This is a genomic window from Planctobacterium marinum, assembly GCF_020687805.1.
Taxonomy (GTDB): Bacteria; Pseudomonadota; Gammaproteobacteria; order Enterobacterales; family Alteromonadaceae; genus Planctobacterium; species Planctobacterium marinum.
This window is the reverse complement of sequence record NZ_JAJEWQ010000009.1, coordinates 1-23,727: the sequence shown is the minus strand read 5'-3', so window position 1 is coordinate 23,727 and position 23,727 is coordinate 1. Positions and strand designations below refer to the sequence as shown.

The window sequence follows — 23,727 nt, the reverse complement described above, 5'->3', positions numbered from 1 at the left end:
TTTTATTCTGCGTTTGAACCTGTTATCGCTTGATTGCCGGTGCGGGTTCAGTGGTAATGACAGCCACAAGCACAATTTCTTCACGGATGTAGTACAAAGACATGCTACATTTTGAGATTCAGGCAATTAAATAGGCAACCTGTGACCCATGAATAAACTTTCTCTGAGCATCGCCTTGTTAACTTTGTGGTTTAGCGCATCTTTGCTGGCTGACTCTTATCAAAGACAAAGTCCACCACGCACTTTAACCGCGGAACAGGCCCAGCGGGCCGCTGCAAATTATCAAAAATATTGCAGCTTATGTCATGGTAAGGATCGGGAAGGCCATGCTAACGATCATGCCCCATCGCTGCGCAGTAAGAGTTTGATGGAGTCGGGTATACCTCATGGTATTTTAAGGCCTTTAAACTACGGTCGTGAAGGCACCGCTATGGCAGGTTACCTCGATGAAGTGGGCGGCCCTTTGACCCTGGATGAAGCCTGGGATTTGACCTATTGGTTGTTTTGGGAATCCGGCTTTGATCGCATCAAATTAAGCGAAGATAAGGTTGAAGGGAAAATTCAGGCAGGAGAAAAAATTTATCAGCAGCACTGTGCCAGTTGTCATGGTGAAAACGGTGAAGGGATAACCGCTCCTGCGTTGGGTAACCAGTCGTTTTTGGCTCACAACAAAGATGAATTTATTCGCTATGCGATAGAGCAGGGCAGACAAGGCACACCGATGCAAGCCTATGGAGAGTTGTTGTCTGCAGATGGCATTGACAATGTCACCGCCTTTATCCGCAGCAAAGCCAGCGGTTGGGTACAGCAAAAAATGCCGCTGCGGCCCATTCCCACTCCCGACCAATATGTGCAGAATCCCGATAACGACAATCCCCGCTGGCAGCTCAAAGATGGCCAGTTTATTGATTCCGAACAGCTTTACAGTGCGATGCAGGCAAAAAACAAAATGGTAATTCTGGATACCCGAGTTCCCTCGGTGTGGCAACGCGCGCACATCGAAGGCAGTATTCCTTTTCCCTACTACAGCAATTTAGCTGACAAAGTGAAAGACTTACCGAAAGATGCACAAATCGTGGCCTATTGTTCTTGTCCCAGGGCGGCCTCCGTATACCTGGTGGATCAACTGAATAACATGGGCTTTGAAAACACCGCGGTCTTGTACGAAGGTATCTTCGGTTGGATGAACAAGGGCTTTCCGGTAACCCGCTCTGAGTGATCACAACCGGGGAACAGGTGTCTGTTGTGCGCTGAATTATCGCAAAATTCAGTGTATTTTTTGCGATAACCTGGGTATTTGTTGTACACTTCGCGCCCGTTTTTAAACTGAAGCTCAATTAACCTGATGGCAAATACCGATATTAACACTGCGCGCAAGTTTTCCGTTGCACCCATGCTGGACTGGACTGACCGTCATTGCCGCTATTTTTATCGTTTAATGAGTCAAAATGTGTTGCTGTACACCGAAATGGTGACGACCGGCGCCATTATTCATGGCAAAGGGGATTATCTGGGATTCAACAGCGAAGAACATCCGGTGGCATTGCAGTTGGGTGGTTCTGAAGCCAAAGACATGGCTTACTGTGCAGAGCGGGCACAGCAGCTTGGTTATGATGAAGTGAATATCAATGTGGGCTGTCCGTCTGATCGGGTTAAAAACGGTAGCTTTGGTGCCTGTTTAATGGCCGAACCGGATGTGGTAGCGGCCAGTATTTCAACCATGCAGGCGGCGGTTGATATTCCGGTAACGGTAAAATCCCGTATTGGTATTGATGATATGGACGAGTATGAAGATCTTACCCGATTTATCCATATTGTGGCTGAAGCCGGTTGTCAGCACTTTATTGTTCATGCCCGCAAAGCCTGGTTGCAGGGACTCAGTCCCAAAGAAAATCGGGAAATTCCGCCGCTTAAATACGAACGTGTTTACCAACTGAAACAGGAATTCCCGGATTTGCACATCAGTATTAATGGCGGTATTAAAACCCTGGAAGATGTGCACAACCATCTGCAGTACACTGATGGGGTGATGATGGGCCGCGAAGTATATAGCAATCCGTGGATCTTAACTCAGGTAGAATCTGAGCTATTTGCGCAGACTGCTGAGCTGACCCGCGAGGCTGTGGTGCAACAGATGATGCCGTATGTAGAGCGTCATATAGCTTCTGGAGGCAGAGCCTGGCATGTTATTCGTCATATGCTGGGGATATTCCAGGGGCAACCGGCGTCACGGGTTTGGCGTCGTCATCTCAGTGAAAACGCCATTAAACCGGGCACCCAGGCCAGTGTGCTTACGGATGCGCTGGATGCCATGTTGAGCACCCGCGCCAAACTTAAAACCCGTGAGGAATACCTGGCGTAATTGAGCCAATTTTAATTTCGCCAATGTTGATTTGGTCTACCCGATTCAGGCTTGCTCTGAGTATTGTTGCATGGCCAGCACCTGTTGCTTTAACTGCTGATACTTCTCGCCCTGGTAGTTGGGCAACTGACTTTCCCGAATATCAAAGCCATAGGCTGAGGGGCTGGTTAAAACGATAGGGGGGGATTGAATTCGCTTAAACACACTTTTGCGGATCCCGTCATAAAACCATTCTAAATCTTGCATGAAGGTACCGGGATCATCAATACCCCAACGGGGAATGAGCGCCTCATCCATGTTCAGCTTTTTCGCTAAACAGCCTTGCAGATACCAGCCCATCACATCTTCTGCGGTGACTTTTTGAAACGAGGTACAGGCTTCCAGCAATTGGCAGTGATAACCAAACTTCATGGGATCTATTTGGGCATCTCTGAGTTCAGCGCTGGGGGCAATGGCTTCTTCGGTAAAGCGAAACTGATCGTCGGGTAACAAACTTTCGGGGATCACTTCATCCTTAAATACCTGTCGGTTCAGGTAGCGTACCATGTCAAACACTTCCGCCTTAGTCAGATCGCCAATAGGGGCAATAACTCCACCCACGTCACCGTACAATGTGGCGTAACCGAGCGCGATTTCCACTTTGTTACCGTTGTTGGTGAACATGCGTCCGTAACGGCCGGCAATATTTGACAGGATGCTGGTGCCACGGATTTTAGCCTGAATGTTTTCGTCCGACAGTTTTCTCATCCAGTCCGGAGACTCGCAGCTGGCATCCAGTTGCGCAAATACTGACATTTGCTCTTCTACCAGAGTCTGAATTGGCACCACGATGTGCCGGACACCCAGTTTCTTACTTATCCAGGCGGCGGCATCTTTGGTTTTGCTGGAGTTATACTGAGTGGGCATGTTCACAGTCCAGACATTTTCAGCTCCGAAGGCCAGTTTCAGCAAACAGGCCACAAGCGCACTGTCTACGCCACCACTGAGTCCAATAACGAATTTGGGGTCTTCCTGCCAACCCAGCAGTTCAGGGATATGGCGTAATCCGGTAACAATCGCCTGATATTTTTGTGCGATTTTATCGGTTTCGCTGCGGCCGACACGCATATCATGTATCGCTTCGTGATCCACTAATAACAGGGTTTGCCGGAAGGGTTTTGCACTGTTGGCCGCCAGTTGTCCATTGTGGTTATAGGCGGAGGTATCACCATCAAAGGTGATAATGTTTTTGCCATTATTTTGTGCGCCAACATTATTGGTGTAATAAAAAGGCACAAACTGCAGATCTGCCTGTTCTATTTCCGCTTTGAGGAATTGCAATCGTCTGTCCCGCGCGTCATTTTTGTGAAATGTCCATGGAGAGGCAGAGATATTGACTAACATTTCAGCGCCATTTTGGATCAGATATTTTGAAACATTGACACTTTCGCCCTGGATTCGGTAGTCCTTGCACCAGAGATCTTCACACACCTCAACGCCAATTTTGACATCGCCACCGGCTGTGGGAATGACAAAAGGTTGTGCCAGCGTGTGTACCGGAACGGCAAAATCCTGAGCGACATCCACTAAAGAGAAAAAGTATCTCTGATCATCGAAGAAACGGTAATTGGGTAACAATGCTTTAGGGTGAATGCCTTCCGGCAGTATAAATTCGGTGCTTTCAGGTCGTTTGGCATAAGCGCCATCGTGCATCACATAGGCGGCATTGTACAGGCGACTGCGGCCATCTTTGTTGGGGTGGAATCCACCGGCCTCATTACTGGGTATTTCGCAAATATTGCCATATATCAGGGTTATGCCGCGGCTGGCTTCCAGCAGGCGCTCATTATATTGCATTAGATCCTGACAAAATTGTCGATTAAGCCACTGATCAGACAGCAGGTAGCCGCTGATACACAGCTCCGGAAAAACCACGACATCGGCATGTTGCTGTTTTGCGTCATCAATCATGCGCAACATAGTTTGAAGGTTTTTTTCCAGTTCCATGGGAACGACGTGCATTTGCGCAAGCGCTATTTTCATCTGTTGTGTAATTTCTAAGGAAACTTAACAATATTGTCAGTTGCCTGCACGGCTTTGTAAAGCCCACTCTGTTAACTTGGTGAAATTAACCACATGCCTGGTTAATTTCACCAGGCATTAGACTTTAGCACTAGTTCAACTTCAATGTGCTTTATATCTGTAAATATTATTTTCTTTTAAAAACAAAGGCTTATTAAATTTATTATTTTTGGCACAAGTATCGCTAAAACCTTTTCATCGCAAGACGCGACATATTGGGTAAATCAGTTCGGTTCATTGTTTCAGGAGTAAAGGTCATGTTAGGCAAAGTAAAAGGGTTATTGGTTTTAGGTACGGGCGTTTTGGTTTCAGGTGTAGCGACTGCCGGTGAAGTGTCATTGAGTGAAGTGACAGATTTTTATGTCTATTCAGCAACCAGCAGTACCAGCTACGAAGTGCAAAATGAGGTGTACAGCGATATATTAAATACCTCACACAAAGTGGAACTGGAAGATATTGGCGTGGAAACCAAAGTGCTGATCACGTTTGACAGTACTGTGTCGTCATCTGATGTCACTGAAGCCGCCGAATAGGGGCTGGCTATGGTTTCTTCTGTTAGTTTACTGGCCATTTTAATGGCACCTGTTTTAACCTTTGGTTTAAGTGCTTTTCTGGTCAGCATGTTGCACAACATGCGACCGGATAAGCACCAAAGGCGGTGTTAAAGAGAATATCATTTCCTGGTATTCTCTTTTTTATATTCCCCTCGTTTATTCCTGCGTTTCAATCTTAACCATTTCCATTTTTTCACAGCAATTTCACTTGCCTGTTCTGGTGTTTTTAACCGCTTGTAAAACTGCCCGTTGTGCTTTTAAGACAGCTGTTTTAAGAGACCCAAAGAAGCATTGGCGAATCTCACTCATTGTTGACAAATATCACTAAAATTTTGTTTTGCTTGTTTGAATGAAATACGATGTTTTTTGTGGTTTTCAAAAAAAACACTTTAAAAACAATGCTTTAAAAGTTTTTCAAAGCTGGCACATGGATTGTAAATACATTTCTGTATTACGAAACACAGTTGAATAACAAGTTAATAAGCAAGGAGACCTGTCATGGGTGTATTTTCAAGAATGTCTGACATATTACAAGCCAATATCAATTCAGCGCTGGATAAGGCTGAAGATCCGGAAAAACTCTTATCTCTGATTATTTCCGAAATGGAGGAAAACCTGGTGGAAATCAGAGCCATCGCCGCCAAACATTTAGCCGAACAAAAAACCATTCAGCGCAAATTGCGCAACCTTACCAAAACAGCGGATGACTGGCAGGCAAAGGCGCAAAAAGCCATTGAAAGTGACCGGGAAGATCTGGCAAGGGCCGCCTTAATCGAAAAACAAAAAGTGGCATCAGAAATTGAGCACATCACTATTGCAAACAGTCAGGTGACAGAGAACCTGGAAAAAATTCAGGAAGATTGTGCTCGTCTGGTGGCGAAGCTGGCGGAAGCCAAAGCGAAAAGAAAATCCATGCAGACCCGTTTTGAACATGCCAAAACCCGTTTGGAAGTAAAAAAGCAGGTGGAAACTTACAATGTTGAACATGTACTACACCGATTTGAAAGTTACGAAAGTAAAATCGACGAACTTGAGGCCAAAGTAGATGCTTACGAGTTCACCTCACAATCAGGTAGTTCCTTACATGCCGAGTTTGCGCAACTGGAGTCAAACGACAAAGTCGAAGCGGAATTAGCTGAATTGAAAAAGAATGTTGCCTGATACCGATAGTGGAGACTAGCCATGAAAAATTATTATGAATCAAATCGCATTTATAAGAGTCGTATTAACAGAAAGGTTATGGGGGTTTGTGCCGGCGTGGCTCATCATTACGGCGTTGAAGCGTGGATGGTGAGGCTGGCGACAGTGCTGGCATTTCTGGCCTTTCCGCCAGCGATACTCATTGCTTATATTGTCGCTACACTACTATTGCCCAGTCGCTAGGCTGGGACGCAGGAGGCATCATGAAAACTATTGTGATCGCAATTTTAATATTGATGGGGATCTTCTTTGTCTTTGGTGAATTATCTGAACATTGGTTCATCTTTCACCTGGATGGTGCCTATATTGTTGATCCCTTTATCAATGCTATCGTATTTTGTGTCGTTGCCGGTGCGTTAATTCTGATGGGGTTTTTGCTGGCGGTGAGCCTGATCGGGGCGTTAATCTTGGGGTTGGGTGCGGCACTGTTTGGTGTCTTTTTTATCGGATTAAGCTTGTTTTGGCCGGTATTATTTATCGCGCTAATCCTGTATTTGGTTGCAGGGGGAGGTAAACAAGCGGCATCATAGTCGATAGCGATATATACTCTGTAACAGAGTGCCTGTTGAAGTTGGAGAATGCAGAATGGACAAAAAACTGGATCGTCGGTGGATAATCGCGTCAGTATCTACCTTGTTAGTGATAATCGTATTGTTGGTTTTTTATTGGAGTAATGAACCTGACACTTTTGATGTCAGACAATCACCTAACGCTTCTTCTGTAACGGGAGCAACACTTACCGCAACGTTGGTGAAAGTTGGAAGTTCTTTGTTAGATAAGCCCGGCGGCTATTTGTCCAATGACGTGATTCCGCCTTCTGTTTTTATGGATGATATGCCTTCATGGGAATTTGGCGCATTGGAAATGGTGAGAGATTTAACTCTGGCAATGCGCAAAGATTTTAGCCGCTCTCAGTCACAATCAATAGAAAACGCTGCATTGGCAAAAGCTCAACCGCCACTTAATACCAGTCACCGAGACTGGATACTGCCGTCTGCAGAGTCAAAATATCGGGAAGGATTTGATGCTATCAATGACTATCTGCTGGATTTGCAAGATCCCAATCGCGGCGATGCACAATTTTACGCCCGCGCTGACAATTTGCGGGAATGGTTAAAACAGGTTGAAAAGCGTTTAGGCAGTTTGTCTCAACGGTTAAGTGCCAGTGTAGGCCAGGAACGAATAAACACGGATTTGGCCGGAGACCCCGATGCCCGACAGTCAACACCTTCCTCTGGGCGTTTACAGGTAAAAACCAGCTGGTGGATGCTGGACAACTATTTTTATGAGGCACGCGGAGCAAGTTGGGCCTTGTTGCATTTTCTCAAAGCGGTAGAAATTGATTTTGCCGATGTATTGGAAAATAAAAATGCCACGGTGAGTCTGCAGCAGATTATTCGCGAGTTAGAAGCAACGCAACAAACTATCTGGAGTCCTATGATCTTGAATGGCAGTGGATTTGGCGTGTTGGCTAACCATTCACTGGTAATGGCTAACTATATTTCCAGAGCGAATGCCGCTATTATTGATTTGTCCGAGTTGCTTGCAAGAGGCTAACCTGAGTTCGGAGACTGTTGTGTTGTTCTGACAAACCACGGCAGCGCTCCGATGAATTTGCCGATCCCTACCTGACGAATTCTTTCACGCTTCGTTAATCTTTTTGGTTATTAAAAATCATCTTTAATTCTTTCAAGTTATGAATAAGTAACGCTAACCTAGTATGGTGTTTTATTAGGTTTGTATAATTATTATGGCTACTTCAGGAAATCCGGCCTATTCGCCGGTTGCATTATTAGATGAGAACCAATGGCAGCAATTAAATACTGCGGCTTCAGGATTGGACGCTTCACAATTATTGTGGGCAAGCGGCTATTTAGCTGGCTTAGCACAAGCCGGTCAGGTGAGTGCTGCACCTCAACCACAAGGCGCTGCCGTGGCAGATAAAAGCGTGACGATTTTATATGGCTCTCAAACCGGTAATGCCAAAGGTGTCGCTGAGCAATACCACAACAAATTAAAAGCCGATGGTTTAAGCGCTAAGCTGCTAAACATGGCTGATTACAAACCTAAAAATATCAAAAACGAAAGCCACGTGGTTATTGTTGTCAGTACTCATGGCGAAGGTGATGCGCCTGATGATGCCGTGCAATTGCACGAATTTTTAGGCGGCAAAAAGGCGCCTAAACTCGACGGTCTCAAGTACACCGTTCTGGGCTTAGGTGACAGCAGCTACGAGTTCTTTTGCCAGACAGCAAAAGACTTTGATGAGCGCCTGGCCAAACTGGGTGCTACAGCATTATTACCACGGGTCGATTGTGACGTAGATTTTGAATCAGACGTTGATGTGTGGAGCAATCAGGTCAAAGCCAAGTTGCAGGAAGACTTTAAATCAGCAGCGGTTGTGCCTATGCCGGGTCTGCAGTTAGCCGCCGGTAATAATACGCAAGATGCTGCTCAGCAGTACTCCAAGAAAAATCCCTTTCCAGCTGAGCTGGTCGAAAGCCTTAAAATTACCGGCCGCGATTCGGTAAAAGACATACGTCATATCGAAATCTCGCTTGAAGATTCAGGGATTCAGTATGAACCAGGTGACGCACTGGGAGTGTGGTTTTTAAACGATGCAGCGCTGGTGGCGGATATTTTAAATACGCTGAATATCGATGCCGATACAGAAGTATCCATCAAAGATGAAACATTAACAGTGCAATCGGCTTTACAAGAGAAACTTGAATTAACGCAGAGCTATCCCGGGTTTGTGCAAAAGTACGCGGAATTTAGCGGTGATCAAAAAGTTGCAGAATTATTGGCCGATAAAGCACAGCTGCGCGAATATCTGGCCGACAGACAAATTGTCGATATCGTTAAGGAGTTCCCTTCTGCGATCACTGCGCAACAATTAGTGGACGCCTTGAGACCACTGATGCCTCGATTATATTCCATCGCCAGTAGCCAGGCGGAAGTCGAAGATGAAGTGCATCTGACCGTTGCCCTGGTAGAGTACGACAAGTTTGGTTTTACCCATCAGGGCGGCGCTTCTGGTTACCTGGGAACGCGCCTGGAAGAAGGTCAGCAGGTTAAAGTTTACGTTGAGAAAAACGCTAACTTCCGTTTACCAACCGATCCCAATACGCCCGTGATTATGGTAGGGCCAGGCACCGGCATCGCACCATTCAGAGCCTTTATGCAGGAGCGTGAAGCCCAGGAAGCTGAAGGCAAAAACTGGTTGTTCTTTGGCAACCCACATTTTACTCAGGATTTCCTCTACCAGGTTGAGTGGCAGCGATTTTTGAGCGAAGGCACATTAGACAAAATCAGCCTGGCGTTTTCCCGGGATCAGGCTGAAAAAGTGTATGTCCAACATCGTTTGTTAGAAAACGGAAAGGAAGTGTGGCAGTGGCTGGAAGAAGGCGCCCACTTTTATGTTTGTGGCGACGCAACTCACATGGCCAAAGACGTCAACGACGCGCTACTGAGTATTATTGCTGAACATGGCGGTAAATCTGCAGAAGATGCGGAACAATATTTAAACGATCTACGCAGAGCAAAACGCTATCAGAAGGACGTATATTAATGAGTATCGGAAACAATCACGGCAAACCGTCACCCAATGAGCGCATGAAGGGTGAAAGTAATTTTCTGCGTGGCACTATTGCTGAAGATCTGAAAAATGATGTCACTGGTGGCTTTGGTCCGGACAATTTTCAGTTAATTCGTTTTCACGGTATGTATCAGCAAGATGATCGTGATATTCGCGCTGAACGTGCAAAACAAAAACTGGAGCCGCTGCATAATGTGATGTTGCGAGCCCGTTTGCCAGGCGGCATCATCAATCCTGAACAATGGTTGGCCATTGACAAGTTTGCCGATGAGTATTCTTTGTATGGCAGTATTCGACTGACCACCAGGCAGACTTTTCAGTTTCACGGTGTGCTTAAGCCTAATATTAAGCTGATGCATCAGACGCTAAACAAGGTAGGTATTGATTCCATCGCGACGGCGGGGGATGTGAATCGGAATGTACTATGTACTTCGAATCCGTATCAATCTGAATTGCATCAGGAAGCCTATGAGTGGGCTAAAAAGATTAGTGAACACTTACTTCCGAAAACGCGCGCCTACGCCGAAATTTGGTTGGACGGGGAAAAGCTGGAAACCACAGATGAAGAGCCGATCCTGGGAGAAAAGTATCTGCCCAGAAAGTTCAAAACTACCGTGGCTATTCCGCCACAAAACGATGTGGATGTTCATGCCAACGATCTGAGCTTTATCGCTATTGCCGAAAATGGCAAATTGGTGGGCTTTAACGTGCTGGTGGGTGGCGGCCTCGCGATGACCCATGGTGACACGGAAACCTATCCACGCAAGGCAGACAATTTTGGCTATATCGCCAAAGAAGATACTTTGAAAGTTGCAGAAGCGGTTGTTACCACACAGCGTGACTGGGGTAACCGAAGTCAGCGTAAAAATGCCAAAACTAAATATACACTTGAGGCCGTTGGTGTCGATGTGTTTAAAGCTGAAGTGGAACGTCGCTCCGGTGTCAGCTTCGCTGAAGCTAAACCGTTTGAGTTCACTGCCCGTGGTGATCGTATCGGTTGGGTTGAAGGTATCGATGGCAAACACCATTTGACGGTTTTCATCGAAAATGGCCGTATTCTGGATTTTGACAATGCCACGTTAAAAACGGGTTGCGCAGAAATTGCGAAAATCCACAAAGGTGATTTCCGACTGACCGCCAATCAAAACCTGATCATTGCCGGTGTTGCAACCGAAGACAAGGCCGCCATTGAACAATTGGCTCGCCAGCACGGTTTGCTCAAAGATGACGTATCTGCGCAGCAAAAAGCCTCTATGGCCTGTGTGTCACTGCCAACATGCCCCTTAGCGATGGCAGAAGCAGAGCGCTATTTGCCGGAAGCCGTTAATCGTCTGGAAGCCATCTTAACGAAACACGGCATTGCAGAAGAAGAAATAATTTTCCGTATCACCGGCTGCCCGAATGGCTGTGGTCGTGCCATGTTGGCGGAGATTGGCCTGGTCGGGAAAGGGCCGGGTAAGTACAACCTGCATTTAGGCGGTGATTATACCGGTACCCGTATCCCACGGATGTATAAAGAAAACATTTCTGAAGATGAAATATTTGCCGATTTGGATGAGTTGGTTGGACGTTGGGCTACTGAGCGAAATGCGGATGAACGCTTTGGTGACTTCCTCATTCGGGTTGATGTAATCAAACCCGTAATTGATTCAGCGAGAGACTTTTATGATTAATGCTGCACTCAATCCGGTTGCAGATCTCCCGGGTAACAAATTGAATCCTGCTGATGTTTCCAGGGAACAATTGCAGGATCTCAATAGTATGCTGGAGAGCTCCACTGCGCAGGAAAGAATTCAATGGGCTGCAACGCATCTGCCGCAAAACTTTATGGTGTCTTCGAGTTTTGGCATCCAGGCGGCGGTTATGTTGAAGCTGGTGACCGAGCAAATGCCGGATATTCCGGTGGTATTTACGGATACCGGCTATCTGTTTCCGGAGACCTATCAGTTCGCCGATGAGCTGACGGAGCGCTTAGGGTTAAATTTAAAAACCTATCGCGCCAATCTGTCACCTGCCTGGCAGGAAGCGCGTTTTGGCAAGTTGTGGGAAAAAGGTGAAGAAGGTTTAGCTAAATATAACCACATGAATAAAGTGACACCGATGCGCAATGCGCAGGAAGAGCTGCAAATTCAGAGCTGGTTTGCCGGATTGCGTCGCACGCAATCAGATCAACGCAATACCTTGTCAGTGCTTCAGGTGGTTGATAATAAATTTAAGGTTTATCCAATCCTGGACTGGACCAATAAAGATGTTCATTATTTTCTTGAAGAACACAATCTGCCTTATCACCCCCTTTGGGAACAAGGCTATGTGTCAGTAGGCGACTGGCATACTACAAGACCGCTAGAAGCGGGCATGAGCGAGCAAGACACGCGTTTCTTTGGCTTAAAAAGAGAGTGTGGTTTGCATGAATTTGGTGATGGTATCTAGTCTTACAGGTAGCGCTGTACTCTGGCGATGATGCCTAAACCACCTCAAAGTCGGCTGACAAAAAGGATTTCAGCTTTTCCACATAGTGTTGATTGATATCGCTTGAAACCAGCTTGCTGAGTTCTGCCCCAGTAGGGGTGAATTTATAGTAATTTAAAAACAGGCTGCTGCGTTTGGGTGAGAGATGAATAACCGAACTACCTAAACGCCACTCTGATCTGGAGTGAGTTGAGAGCTCACCTGACTCGATTTCTGAATTATATATTAACCCGGCATCCATCAGCGACAGTATATCCGGGTACGGCAGACCAAATTCAGCCAGATTTAACTGATGATTCTTGTGCAACTTAAGAAAGCGCATAAATGAGGGCTTTTGGTAGTAGCCGTACAGTATTTTAGGGCTGTACTCCCCTTTTTTCCTGGAGGCCATACTGACCGCTGCCTGGAACATTTTGGCGTCACGTTGCGTCAGTTCTTTCAGTGTGCGTAAGGTTCTGATAGAAAATGTACCCGGGGTACTCACTTCAACTGCAAATATCTTGCCCCAGATTTCCTGCATCGTAGAGGAATAAATATCTTCGGCCATGTTCACAAAGCTAAAAAACCAGTCTGGATCAATACTTTCTGCGGTTTCAGAATCGGGGCAAAACTCCAGAGCCTTCTCCATGACGTTTTCAAGGTTTTGCAGTTTACGCTGTTCCGAAATAACTCTGCGTCTTTCTGTTTTTTTATGAATATCTCGCTCAAAACCCTCATTTTTTTTGGCGTTGACACCAGCCTGCGCAAACCAATTATGGATACGGGACGTCACCGGTTGCGTATGTTTAGGCTCTTTGGTGGGCGGTGTGGCAGTGTCAGTCGCTTCTTTGCTGACGCTGGTGCTTTTTTTGATGGTTGATGCCGGTGTCTGTGTGCCACTGGTAACACTTCTGATATCGGTCATGAGTTCTTACTGCGTTGCTTGGATTGTACTAAACCAATTATTCGCTGGTTGTTTAGCTGCGTAATCGTCAAAAAATTCTAGGGAACAGCAGCAACTTTGTACCCTGTATTCCGGTTAAATTCAATGAATCTCGAAGTCATTCTGATGAAATCACACAATTCAGTTGGAATAGATGCTTCTCTTTTTTCAAGTTTAGGCTAAGATAAGTTCAATATGATCTAAAAAGCAGAGTTCTGCGAAGCTCTTCAGAACGGTAGTGCAAGGAGAGCTGGTTAAAATCAGGCTTACTATAATAATATTTAGTGAAGAATTTGATGTGTCCCACTGATTACGAGAATGATGAGTTAATCTTCCTGGACGAAGAAGACGCCGAGCTTGAAGCGTCATCCGGGGTGTCCGGAGTTTGGCATGTGTTGGTTGTTGATGATGATGAGGAAATTCATTCAGTAACCCGACTGACACTGTCTGATTTAGTGCTTAATGGCAAAGGTTTGTGTTTTCACCATGCCTACTCTGGCGAAGAAGCGTTAAAGTTTTTGAGCGAAAAAGGCAGTGAAATCGCAGTTTTGTTGCTTGATGTCGTGATGGAGTCAGACGATTCAGGATTGCAGGTGGCCAAAAAGATGCGGGAAGACATGCATCTTGAAGAACCCCGGATTATCTTAAGAACCGGCCAACCAGGCTATGCTCCGGAAGAGAGTGTCATTAAAGAATATGACATCAACGATTATAAAACTAAAACGGAATTAACCCGTAGCAAGCTGGTAACCACGATCATCGCATCGTTGCGTTCTTACCAACAAATACTCACCATTAATCAAAGTCGTAAAGGCCTGGAAAAAATCATCGGCTCTGCGGCTAATTTACTTGAAGAACACTCAGTAAAAGGCTTCTGCGAAGGCGTGGTCGAACAAATTAGCTCGTTAATTGGGCTGGAAGCCGGAGGCGTGTTATGTGCCCGGGCTGGCTCTGTGCTGGATAAAGACGAAGACGGTGTATACGTGCTGGGTGCAGCGGGAGACTTTGCCACCTTTATCAATGAGCGACTGGAAAGCATTCACAACGATAAGATAGTGATGCATGTCACCCAATGTTTGCAAAATAAGAGCCACATATTTGGTGAAGATTTCTCGGTTCTATACATGGACAGTTCTGGTTACGAAGCTGCGGTTTACATTCAGGCTGGCAGCGAAATCAGTGAGGTAAATAAACAGTTGTTGGAAGTTTTCTTGTCCAGTGTTTCTGTGGGCTATGAAAATGTGAATCTGTTCCACCAATTGCGCAATGCTGCGTTCAGAGATTATTTAACCAGACTCCCTAACCGGAATGAGTTCATTAATATGCTTGATGAGCTCAACCGCATGGACAACGATTTTGACGCGGAAGTGATCGCGTTAATTGATATCAGTCATTTTTCTGATATTAATGATGGGCTGGGGCAAGAGGTAGGTAACAACCTGCTGATTGCTGTTGCTGAGCGGTTGATGGAGCGCTTTGGCGACACCTGTATGATGGCCAGAATTGGCGCGGATGTGTTTGGCGTAATTGGCAACAGTACCAACATAACGCCGAAAACCATAGACGCAGCCTTTTCCACGCCCTTTAAGGCCGGAGATCACACCTTACCGGTAAATATCACGGTAGGACTGACCCGATTACTGGAATCAGCCAGTGGTATTAACCTGTTAAAACAAACCAATATTGCGCTTAACCGCGCCAAGAAAAATATCACCACCAACTATGAGTATTACGCGCCGGAAATGGAGGAAAAAACCACCTGGCGTTTGGGTATGATTAGACAGTTACGCGCTGATTTTGCTGAGCGTAAACTTCAGGTTTGGTTCCAACCTCAGATCGATCTGAAAACGGAAAAAGTGGTGGGGATGGAAGCTTTACTGCGCTGGCCTTCGAGAGAAGGTGGTTACGTCTCACCGGCGGTTTTCGTGCCATTGGCAGAATACTCTGGCCTAATCATCGAAATTGGTGAATGGGTCTTGTTGGAATCCTGCGAAAAGTTAAAAGAGTTGGAAACATTGGGGTATAAAGATCTCCGAGTGGCGGTCAATATTTCTATGCCGCAGTTCCGGGATCCAAAATTTGTCCCATTGATAAAATCCACCTTAGATAAGTTAGAGATTCAACCTCGAAATCTGGAACTGGAGATTACCGAGAGTCTGGTTATGGATGATCCTCAGGTGGTGGTCGAATCACTGAAAGACCTGAAGAGCAATGGCATTCAAATCGCGATTGATGACTTTGGTACCGGATTTTCTTCAATGAGTTATTTACAGCAGCTTCCGTTAGACAGACTGAAAGTTGATCGGGCGTTTGTGAAAGAAGTGGAGCCCGGAAAGCAGGCATTTATTGCAGAGACTATCGTAACACTGGGCCAAAAGCTGGGACTCAAAACAATCGCCGAGGGCGTGGAAAAACGAGAGCAGGCAAAATACATGCTGGATCTTGGTTGTGATGAAGCCCAGGGCTATTTGTTCGCTAAGCCCATGCCCTATGATGATCTTATTGAGTTCTTATCCAAATACAATCCTTAGCACTGACTGAGAATTGAACTAACAATACGTTGATATTCAGGTAAAACCTCTGCTTCAAACCAGGGGTTTTTCTTTATCCAAATATTGTTTCTGGGAGATGGATGAGGTAACGGCAGCGTATTTTCACCATAGTCTCGCCAGTTTTTGCAACGTTCAGTTAGTGAGCGTTTGTCGTTCAGGTAGTAGTTTTGCGCGTAACTGCCAACTAATAATCGTGGTACCTGGTTTGAAAAAAACGAAAGCAAAAGCGGATGCCAGGTCGGTGCGCATTCTTTTCTGGGCGGTAAATCACCGCTTTTTCCGCTACCCGGAAAACAGAAACCCATTGGCACCAAAGCAACAACATTTTCGTTGTAAAACAAAGTATTACTTATACTCAGCCAGGCTCTTAAACGTTGCCCTGATTGGTCGTTCCACGGGGTGCCGCTGTCATGGGCTTGTTTACCCGGAGCCTGTCCAATAATGATCAGTTTTGCCTTGGAGCTGAACTGAAAAATGGGTTTGGCAGGGTAGGGAAGACATGCTTCACACAGCTTACATTCACTTATTCTCTGTTTTAAACTAGTCATATAAAAAAAGAATATAATCAAAAACGGTTACATTGATAATTGGATGTGTTACGCTAATATCAAGATTGGCACTTATTCCGGAGGTAAAGATGCGCAAATCCATGCTTATTTTAGCATTAAGTTTCGTTAGTACATTGTCATTTGCCGAGGCTGAGCCGAGCAACAACAACTTGTTTAAATGCGTTGAGTCGAAAGAGCTAACGCTGAACGCTGAATGTTTGTCTCAGACAATCGAAAACAATGTTCAATTTAAAGATTTCCAGGTGAGCTTTCACTCTGAAATGGGAGAGCTTGGCGGCAATGCAATGGCCACCATGCAATTTTATCCAGAACTAATGGAAATCCACATTATCGCTCATGACGACGATAAAGCCAGTGGTGCTCTGGTGCAGCAGCAATCAGAGCAAGCCGAACAGCCATCAGGTGAAAAGTCGGTTTAATCCATTGATTGCAGCGACCCGATAGGCTTCAGCCATTGTGGGATAGTTAAAGGTAGTGTTAACAAAATATTCAATGTTGTTGGCACTACCTCCTTGCTGCATAATTGCTTGTCCGATATGGACAATCTCAGAAGCCCTTTCTCCAAAACAATGAATCCCCAGCACTTCTTTTGTTTCTCTGTGAAAAATAATTTTTAATCCACCCACCAGACTGTGGGCGATCTGCGCTCTGGCAAGATGTTTAAACTGTGCTCTGCCAACTTCATAAGGAATTTTTAGGGCTGTCAGTTCCTGTTCTGTTTTGCCTACAGAGGATATTTCCGGAATGGTATAAATTCCCGTTGGAATGTCTTCTACCAGGGTGGAGTGGCTCTCACCTTTTAACATGGCTTCGCCCGCAAATCTGCCCTGATTGTATGCTGCGGAGGCCAGGCTGGGGTAGCCGATCACATCACCCACCGCGTATATATTGTCTATTTCGGTTTTATAATTGGCGTCAACACTCAATTGGCCTCGCCCATCTGCTTTCAATCCTACGGCGTCCAGATTCAGCATATCGGTGTTACCTGTTCGACCATTGGCAAACAATAAACAATCCGCTTTCATTTTTTTACCAGACTGTAAGTGCAATACAACACCGTCTTCTCGCCCTTCAATTGCCTGGTATTGTTCGTTGTGGCGAATTACGATGCCGCTGTTCCAGAGGTGATAGCTGATGGAATCGGAGATTTCAGCATCCAAAAACGACAATAATCTTTCGCGCATATTCACCAGGTCGACTTTGACATTCATCCCCCGAAATATGCTGGCATATTCGGTACCAATTACCCCGGCGCCATAGATAATAATATTGCTGGGGTCATGGTTTAAAGAAAGAATGGTGTCACTGTTGTAAATACGTGGGTGATTGAAATCGACATCAACCGGTGTATACGGACGTGAGCCGGTAGCAATCGCGAACTGTTCAGCTGTCAGTGTTTCCACTGAGCCGTCATCGTGATTAATCCTGAGCGTGTGCTGATCAACAAAAGAAGCTTCACCGTGCAACACTGTGACCCGGTTTCGTTCATAAAAGCCTCTTCGCAATTGGGTTTGTTTGCGAATGACTGACGTCGCGTGATTGAGGATTTGTTCGAAGGTCAGATGGTGGGCTTTTTCACCGTCATTGTACAGTGGGTTTCCGTTAAATTCGATCAGACGACTCACAGAATGTCTTAGCGCTTTGGAAGGTATGGTGCCCCAGTGAGTACAGCCGCCGCCCACCATTTCATATTTTTCGATAACCGCAACTTTCTTACCTGCTTTGGCTAATTGCATGGCGACACCCTCACCGCCAGGACCAGTTCCAATAACTATGGCATCAAATTGATATTTGGGTTTGGTGGGTACTCTTTTTCGACTTGCTCGTTTAGCCATTTTTGTCTCCAATTCAAGCGCTTATCGACAATCATAGCTAAGTATGGGCCGTTTGTGCAACGGCCCGGAGGATTCAGGCATACTGAAGGGGCATTCGGCTTAGATCCAGCCATTTATTCTTTTGCACTTCCAAAGAGGCTTTTAGTTCTTTGTATTTATAGCGTATTTCCAAACCCTCATAAGACTGGATAAGCGCTTGTTTCTTCAGATCCATAAAAGACTTTCTGGCCTGGTAGAATTCTGTCATCTTCACCATCAGCGCATCATATTCCGCCTGAAGCTTACCTAAAATTTCTTCTTTATTCGGGGGCGACAAACTCAGAGTTTTTTGGGTTGCATAACGCAATTGCATGGCAATACGTGCTTTTTCAATGCGCTCTTCCGGACAGCGGCGTAAATTATAAGTTAATTTCAACCAGGACAATCCCTTGATTAACCACTTGGTGGGATCAAATTGCCACCACCGAATACCATTGCGATAGTCGTATTCAAAAATATGATGGAAATTGTGGTAACCCTCGCCAAAGGTAAAAAACGCCAGAATGTCGTTATCTTTTGCAGTGTTTTGATCTGTATAAGGCTGTCTTCCCCAAAGGTGGGCCAACGAATTAATGAAAAAGGTGACATGATGCACTACCACCAGGCGCAATACACCGGCTAATAAAAGCATGCCAATAACATCGCCGTTTAACCAGCCTAACAACGCCGGGATACCAATATTGGCGGCCAGCGAAATTTTGCCGTAATTATTGTGCTGCCACATAACCACCTTGTCTTTTTGCAGATCGCGGCAGTTGGCATAATCTTCAAAAGGATTCGTTTTGTAATCACGCAACATCCAGCCCAGATGAGAAAACCAAAATCCTTTGTTCGCCGAATAAGGATCTTTGTCATTGTCGTCAACGTGGCGATGATGGATACGGTGATCAGAACACCAGTGCAGAATACTGCGCTGTACGGCCATCGCTCCGAATATTGCGTAAAAGATTTTGACTATTGTATGCGCTTCATAGGCTTTGTGAGACCAAAGGCGATGGTAGCCAGCGGTGATTGACATCCCGGACATCCAAATCAATGCGATACAAGCAGTCACCTCTTTCCAGTCAAAACTGTTAAAATACGCTTCGATTGGCACCACAAAAATTGCGACGGCGGCGGTAAAAATAAAGAATAATAGGTTTACGAGAATAAGAGGTGGTTTAGTCATTTTCAAAGTTTAGCTTACAAGTGTTCGCTAATTTTAGTGTCTTCAACTAATATTGGCAACCTGAAACCGTTAACCCATTGCAGATCTAATTCGGGGAAGTCGATTGAATCGTAAGGAACAAAAGTTAAAAACGCGCAGAGCCATTATTGATGCAGCGTTTTCCATCATGGATGAACAACGAGGTCTCTCCAGTATCAGCTTGCGTGAAGTGGCGCGTAAAGCCGGCATTGCGCCAACGTCTTTTTATCGCCATTTTACCGACATTGACGAATTGGGTTTAACCCTGGTGGATGAAGCCGGGTTAGCGTTGAGGCAACTGATGCGTCAGGCGCGTATTCGCATAGAATCGGGCGGCAGTGTTATTCAAACCTCGGTAGCCACCTTTATGGAGTACGTGTCTGCCAACAGCAATGTTTTCAGGCTGCTCCTGCGTGAGCATACCGGTACGTCACAGGCATTCAGGGCGGCAGTACAAAGAGAGATAGCTCATTTTGTTGAGGAGTTAACGGATTACACGGTGGCCACCACCAAAATGAGTCGTGAAATGTCAGGGCTTCAGGCTGAAGCCATGGTACGTATTGTGTTTAGTGCCGGTGCCGAGGCCATTGATGCGACAGCCGAACAGAAGTTGTTTTTGGCCAGAAGAGTGGAAAAGCAATTGCGTTTTATTGCCATTGGCGCGTTGCGGTTTGCACGCTCAGATCACAGTGAGTAGCGCACAACTGTACGCTATTTTTTTCTGAGAATGACACCGGATTCTATGTGATGGGTATAAGGAAACTGGTCAAACAACGCTAATTCTTCCACGCTATGGCTGGAACTGAGCGTAGTGACATTTTCAATCAGGGTTTCCGGGTTACAGGAAATGTAAATGATCTCATCATATGCGCGAATCAACTCAAGGGTATCATCATCGATTCCGGCACGGGGAGGATCTACCAACACCGTGGAGATTGCCAGGTCTTCTAACCCGGCTCCTTCAAGCCGCTTTTTGCCCTCGCCTGTCTGATAGTATTGGGTAAATTCTTCACTGGACATACGAGCGATAAAGACGTTGTCCACGCCGTTAAGCTTAATGTTGTGGTTTGCTGCAGCTACCGATGTTCTGGAAATCTCGGTACCGACGACTTTGCGAAAGTTTTGCGCTAACGGTATTGAGAAGTTTCCTGCACCGCAATAAAACTCCAGCAGATCGCCAGACTTTCTGTCACGGGTATTGTCAATACACCATTCAATCATTGATTGATTTACGTAGGGATTGGGCTGGGTAAAGCTGTTTTCAACATGCATAAACTGATATTCATTATCGAATACCTTTAAAGACTCAGTAATGAAATCCTGATCTTTTATCAGCTTTTGTTTTTTGGCCCGGCCAACGAAATTAACCTGGTGTGCTGTGCTAAGTTTCGCTTTTAATTTTGCTATTTCTGCTTCCCAGCTTTCGTCAAGCTGACGGTGGTACAATAACGAAATCACCGTATCGCCACTCAAACCACTTAAATAATCGATTTGAAACAGCTTGCGTCTGAGTATTGGGTTTTCCCTAATAGGCAATAACAGCGACACCATCAACTCGTTAATGGTTTCGATTGCTACCGGAAACTGATCAACTCTGTATTTTTCCTTAGTATTCTGGTCAAACATGATGTGATACAGGTCATCGTTTTCATGCCACACCCTAAACTCTGCTCTGGAGCGGTAGTGTTGCAAAGGGGATTCGAAAACGGCCAGTTCTCCGTCGAAAAAAGGACTGAAGAGTTCACTGAGTCTTTTTTGCTTTTCTAAAAGTTGTGTCTGATAAACATCAGGATCACTGGGAATCTGCTGCATAGAAAGTCGTCGCCGGGAAATTGATAAATAAAATTGAAATAGCCGCGCATACTACCATATTTTTACCTTGTTCACCTCTGCCTGTGCCTTTCTTTTAATTAGCGACTAAAATCTAATCAGAGGAAGCCGATAAAAGGGATGAGGTTAAATGAGGAAAGTGTCATGAACTTAGGTGATATCAAATCCACTGGTTCTGAAAAGGCCCCGGTGGAAAATAAAAAGGTAACGCCTGATAAGCTGGCAACAGCGGGAGAAAATCAGGCTTTAAAGGAATTGGCGGCTGAACAGGTCTCCTTGAGTAATAATGCTAAGTCAGTTGCGGCATCACGTATTTTGCAGACTAACTTTGATCAGACAATTGTCTTTTCAGGCCAGCAGGAGTTATTGGCAGGTTTAAAACCCCGGCCTCAGAATAAGCCTTTTGACTTTGAAGAAGTTGCAGAAAATGTACTGACATTCATTGGTGGCGCATTGAAACTGGCTAAGCAAAATGGTGCCGATGATGAAAAGCTGACCGAAATGTTTGAGCAAGCCAAAAAAGGCGTAGAAAAAGGCATTTCTCAGGCCAGAAAAGACCTGGCTGCATTTATGAATGAAGAACTGGACGAAGGCATAACCAATAGTCTTAAAGCGATAACCAAAGGTTTAGATGAATTACGTGAAGAATATTTTGGTGAAGCAGAGGCAGAGTCCGTTACAGCCCAACAGAGTGTATCGGCTGAACAACAAAATAGTAGTGAACTAACGCTGACTACCCGCGATGGCGATGAAGTCCAGATTTCCTTCGAGACTATTCAGCGCTTTAGAGCGCAACAAGAAGTGTTTATCAAACAACAATCTGAACAGCAACAAGGCGGGAATTCTGAACTGACTGCTGGTGCCCAGCAATCATATGAATTTATTCAGGCTGAGCGCTTTAGTTTTTCGGTGAAAGGTGAGTTGAGTGCCGAAGAACTGGAAGATATCGCCGAATTTGTAGAACAGACATCGGGTCTGGTGGATGAGTTTTTTAATGGCGATATTCAAAAGGCATTTAATCAGGCCAGTGAAATCGGTCTGGATGATTCTCAAATTGCCGGGTTTGCGCTGGAATTGTCACGCACTGAAAAGTTGGAAACCGTGCAGCGCTATGAACAGGTTTCAAATTATAAAGACGAAGATAACCAGTCAGATAAACCTGCAATCAAAACCATCTCCCAATATCTTGATAATTTATTGGATACATTGGATCAGAATGATGAGTTGTTTGGACAACGAAATACCTTTGATGAACTGGTTAATGGGCTTATTAGTGAAGTTGAAAATATTAAGACCCCGGAACTGCTGGAAGCCTTTAACCGTTTTCAGGAATTTAATCAGCGCTTGCTGAATGGATTATCAGAAAAAGAAAATCAGGCAAAAGCCGCTGATGTGAATAGAGCTTCAGAATAAAGAAAAGCGCCGGGGGGCGCTTTTCTTTATATTAATGCTGATAAAAAGTGTTATTCCTCTTTATCATTTCGATCTTTAGCGATTCGTACCTTCAGGGTACGATCTTCAAACTCGCTGTCGTTTAGTTTTTTGACAACCTTGTCTACATCGTTCGCAGGAATTTCAACGAATCCAAATCCCTTCCTTTTACCGGTTTTGCGATCGCGAAGTAAGCGCACCGAATTTACGTTGGTTACTTTATCGAAATAGTCCTTAACGGTTTGTTCGTTGACGCGGTATGGCAGATTTCCAACATATAACGTCGCTACTTCTGAATCTGCGTCGCTATCGTCCTGGTTGCTCGCTGAAGTACCGGACATAAAAGAAAGAATTAATGCAGTAATGATGGACCCTAGTAGAAAGGCGAAAGGGGAGTTGATGGCAAGAAGACCGAAATCTAATAGAAAGTAGCCTGCAACACCGACAATTGCGCCAATCGCCAGGCTTGGTAAGAAAAATGGCATGAGATATCCTTTAACTATAATTATTGTAATTTGTCAGGGTAAATGACTTTGTTAGTGTTAATGTTGTGTAAACATCAATTACCCAGTAACAATAGTAACCAATATCTGACTAAACACAATCCTTCAGTTAATTAGCCAATGGCTGATTCTAAAATCACGGTTCACTCACTAGTAACTATCTACGACTAATTGCTAAGTGAATACTGCCTGACGGTTGTCTATTATTCGGCGGTGAGTGAAGTAATTATCGCGGGTATTCTTATCATTCTGCCTTAATTTCACCCGATCAGACTGAAAAATCAGCAACTGAATTAAATTTGGCAATTATTTGCAATAAAGTATTGACGGTGTAAATCATGTCTGTAGAATGCGCGCCTCGCTTGGGGAGACAATCTTACAAGCGGCTTCTTAAGGTGTAAAACTGAATTGAGCGAAAACTCTACAGGCCTTTAAGTAAGCGGGCTACAACAAGTTACCTGAAAAAATAAATTCAAATAACATGTTGACAAGCCAAACGGGAAGTGTAGAATGCGCATCCCGCTTGAGGAGAGACTCAGGCAAACGTTCTTTAACAATCAGCAATAAGACAATCTGTGTGGGCATCGATTGATTTTGATGTCGACCCAAAAAATTT

Annotated in this window: 21 protein-coding genes; 14 read left to right on the top strand and 7 right to left on the bottom strand. The window is 45.1% G+C overall.

The genetic code is table 11. The features are described 5' to 3' along the window. Positions 1-148 precede the first annotated feature (148 nt). Positions 149-1,219: a c-type cytochrome gene (locus LJ740_RS21250; RefSeq protein WP_229531151.1), complete on the top strand. Its 1,071-nt coding sequence runs from the start codon at positions 149-151 to the stop codon at positions 1,217-1,219. 126 nt (positions 1,220-1,345) lie between these two features. Further along, positions 1,346-2,362 (top strand): tRNA dihydrouridine(20/20a) synthase DusA, encoded by a 1,017-nt coding sequence (gene dusA / locus LJ740_RS21245; protein WP_229531150.1) that lies wholly within the window; start codon positions 1,346-1,348, stop codon positions 2,360-2,362. Positions 2,363-2,407: 45 nt separating this feature from the next. Here the strand turns inward: dusA and nadE are convergent, their stop codons facing one another. Then, on the bottom strand, positions 2,408-4,384 hold the full coding sequence (gene nadE / locus LJ740_RS21240) for an NAD(+) synthase (protein WP_229531149.1): 1,977 nt from the start codon (positions 4,382-4,384) through the stop codon (positions 2,408-2,410). Between the two features lie 296 nt (positions 4,385-4,680). Here nadE and LJ740_RS21235 point away from each other — a divergent pair, with 296 nt between their 5' ends. The 8 genes from LJ740_RS21235 (at position 4,681) to LJ740_RS21200 (ending at position 12,205) form a co-directional block, all read left to right on the top strand. Next, positions 4,681-4,956, top strand: a complete 276-nt coding sequence (locus LJ740_RS21235) for a hypothetical protein (protein ID WP_229531148.1) — start codon at positions 4,681-4,683, stop codon at positions 4,954-4,956. Positions 4,957-5,475: 519 nt separating this feature from the next. Beyond that, positions 5,476-6,138, top strand: coding sequence for a phage shock protein PspA (pspA, locus tag LJ740_RS21230; protein WP_229531147.1), 663 nt, complete (start codon positions 5,476-5,478; stop codon positions 6,136-6,138). 21 nt (positions 6,139-6,159) lie between these two features. Next, positions 6,160-6,360: a PspC domain-containing protein gene (locus LJ740_RS21225; protein WP_229531146.1), complete on the top strand. Its 201-nt coding sequence runs from the start codon at positions 6,160-6,162 to the stop codon at positions 6,358-6,360. Positions 6,361-6,380: 20 nt separating this feature from the next. Beyond that, on the top strand, positions 6,381-6,707 hold the full coding sequence (locus LJ740_RS21220; RefSeq protein WP_229531145.1) for a hypothetical protein: 327 nt from the start codon (positions 6,381-6,383) through the stop codon (positions 6,705-6,707). 55 nt (positions 6,708-6,762) lie between these two features. Next, entirely contained in the window at positions 6,763-7,734 is a 972-nt protein-coding gene (locus LJ740_RS21215) for a DUF2333 family protein (protein ID WP_229531144.1), read from the top strand. A gap of 193 nt (positions 7,735-7,927) precedes the next feature. Then, on the top strand, positions 7,928-9,748 hold the full coding sequence (locus tag LJ740_RS21210; RefSeq protein ID WP_229531143.1) for an assimilatory sulfite reductase (NADPH) flavoprotein subunit: 1,821 nt from the start codon (positions 7,928-7,930) through the stop codon (positions 9,746-9,748). Beyond that, positions 9,748-11,448: an assimilatory sulfite reductase (NADPH) hemoprotein subunit gene (gene cysI / locus LJ740_RS21205; RefSeq protein WP_229531142.1), complete on the top strand. Its 1,701-nt coding sequence runs from the start codon at positions 9,748-9,750 to the stop codon at positions 11,446-11,448. The genes LJ740_RS21210 and cysI overlap by 1 nt, the downstream gene beginning before the upstream one ends. After that, positions 11,441-12,205, top strand: a complete 765-nt coding sequence (locus LJ740_RS21200; RefSeq protein WP_229531141.1) for a phosphoadenylyl-sulfate reductase — start codon at positions 11,441-11,443, stop codon at positions 12,203-12,205. Before cysI ends, LJ740_RS21200 begins: the two co-directional genes overlap by 8 nt. Positions 12,206-12,239: 34 nt before the next feature. Here the strand turns inward: LJ740_RS21200 and LJ740_RS21195 are convergent, their stop codons facing one another. Beyond that, on the bottom strand, positions 12,240-13,148 hold the full coding sequence (locus LJ740_RS21195) for a TIGR03899 family protein (RefSeq protein ID WP_229531140.1): 909 nt from the start codon (positions 13,146-13,148) through the stop codon (positions 12,240-12,242). A 314-nt stretch (positions 13,149-13,462) separates the two neighbouring features. On the opposite strand from LJ740_RS21195, the gene LJ740_RS21190 reads away from it, so the two are divergent. Next, positions 13,463-15,697 carry a bifunctional diguanylate cyclase/phosphodiesterase gene (locus LJ740_RS21190; protein WP_229531139.1) on the top strand — a complete coding sequence of 745 codons (2,235 nt, stop codon included), beginning with the start codon at positions 13,463-13,465 and terminating at the stop codon, positions 15,695-15,697. On the opposite strand, the gene LJ740_RS21185 is transcribed toward LJ740_RS21190, so the two are convergent. Continuing rightward, positions 15,694-16,266 carry a uracil-DNA glycosylase family protein gene (locus LJ740_RS21185; protein ID WP_229531138.1) on the bottom strand — a complete coding sequence of 191 codons (573 nt, stop codon included), beginning with the start codon at positions 16,264-16,266 and terminating at the stop codon, positions 15,694-15,696. The genes LJ740_RS21190 and LJ740_RS21185 overlap by 4 nt on opposite strands. A gap of 89 nt (positions 16,267-16,355) precedes the next feature. On the opposite strand from LJ740_RS21185, the gene LJ740_RS21180 reads away from it, so the two are divergent. Beyond that, positions 16,356-16,706: a pyridine nucleotide transhydrogenase gene (locus LJ740_RS21180; RefSeq protein WP_229531137.1), complete on the top strand. Its 351-nt coding sequence runs from the start codon at positions 16,356-16,358 to the stop codon at positions 16,704-16,706. On the opposite strand, the gene sthA is transcribed toward LJ740_RS21180, so the two are convergent. Both sthA and LJ740_RS21170 read right to left on the bottom strand, forming a co-directional pair. Further along, complete coding sequence (gene sthA, locus LJ740_RS21175; protein ID WP_229531136.1) at positions 16,686-18,122, bottom strand: Si-specific NAD(P)(+) transhydrogenase; 1,437 nt, start codon at positions 18,120-18,122, stop codon at positions 16,686-16,688. The two genes, LJ740_RS21180 and sthA, sit on opposite strands and share 21 nt — an antisense overlap. Positions 18,123-18,195: 73 nt before the next feature. Beyond that, positions 18,196-19,329, bottom strand: a complete 1,134-nt coding sequence (locus tag LJ740_RS21170) for an acyl-CoA desaturase (protein ID WP_229531135.1) — start codon at positions 19,327-19,329, stop codon at positions 18,196-18,198. Between the two features lie 103 nt (positions 19,330-19,432). On the opposite strand from LJ740_RS21170, the gene fabR reads away from it, so the two are divergent. After that, positions 19,433-20,044, top strand: coding sequence for an HTH-type transcriptional repressor FabR (gene fabR / locus LJ740_RS21165; protein WP_229531134.1), 612 nt, complete (start codon positions 19,433-19,435; stop codon positions 20,042-20,044). Positions 20,045-20,058: 14 nt separating this feature from the next. On the opposite strand, the gene trmA is transcribed toward fabR, so the two are convergent. Beyond that, positions 20,059-21,159, bottom strand: coding sequence for a tRNA (uridine(54)-C5)-methyltransferase TrmA (trmA, locus tag LJ740_RS21160; protein ID WP_229531133.1), 1,101 nt, complete (start codon positions 21,157-21,159; stop codon positions 20,059-20,061). Positions 21,160-21,321: 162 nt separating this feature from the next. Here trmA and LJ740_RS21155 point away from each other — a divergent pair, with 162 nt between their 5' ends. Beyond that, the gene (locus LJ740_RS21155) at positions 21,322-22,590 is read left to right on the top strand and encodes a DUF5610 domain-containing protein (protein ID WP_229531132.1); all 1,269 of its coding nucleotides are present in this window, start codon (positions 21,322-21,324) and stop codon (positions 22,588-22,590) included. Positions 22,591-22,640: 50 nt separating this feature from the next. On the opposite strand, the gene LJ740_RS21150 is transcribed toward LJ740_RS21155, so the two are convergent. Further along, positions 22,641-23,093 carry an RNA recognition motif domain-containing protein gene (locus tag LJ740_RS21150; protein ID WP_229531131.1) on the bottom strand — a complete coding sequence of 151 codons (453 nt, stop codon included), beginning with the start codon at positions 23,091-23,093 and terminating at the stop codon, positions 22,641-22,643. Between the last annotated feature and the right edge of the window lie 634 nt (positions 23,094-23,727).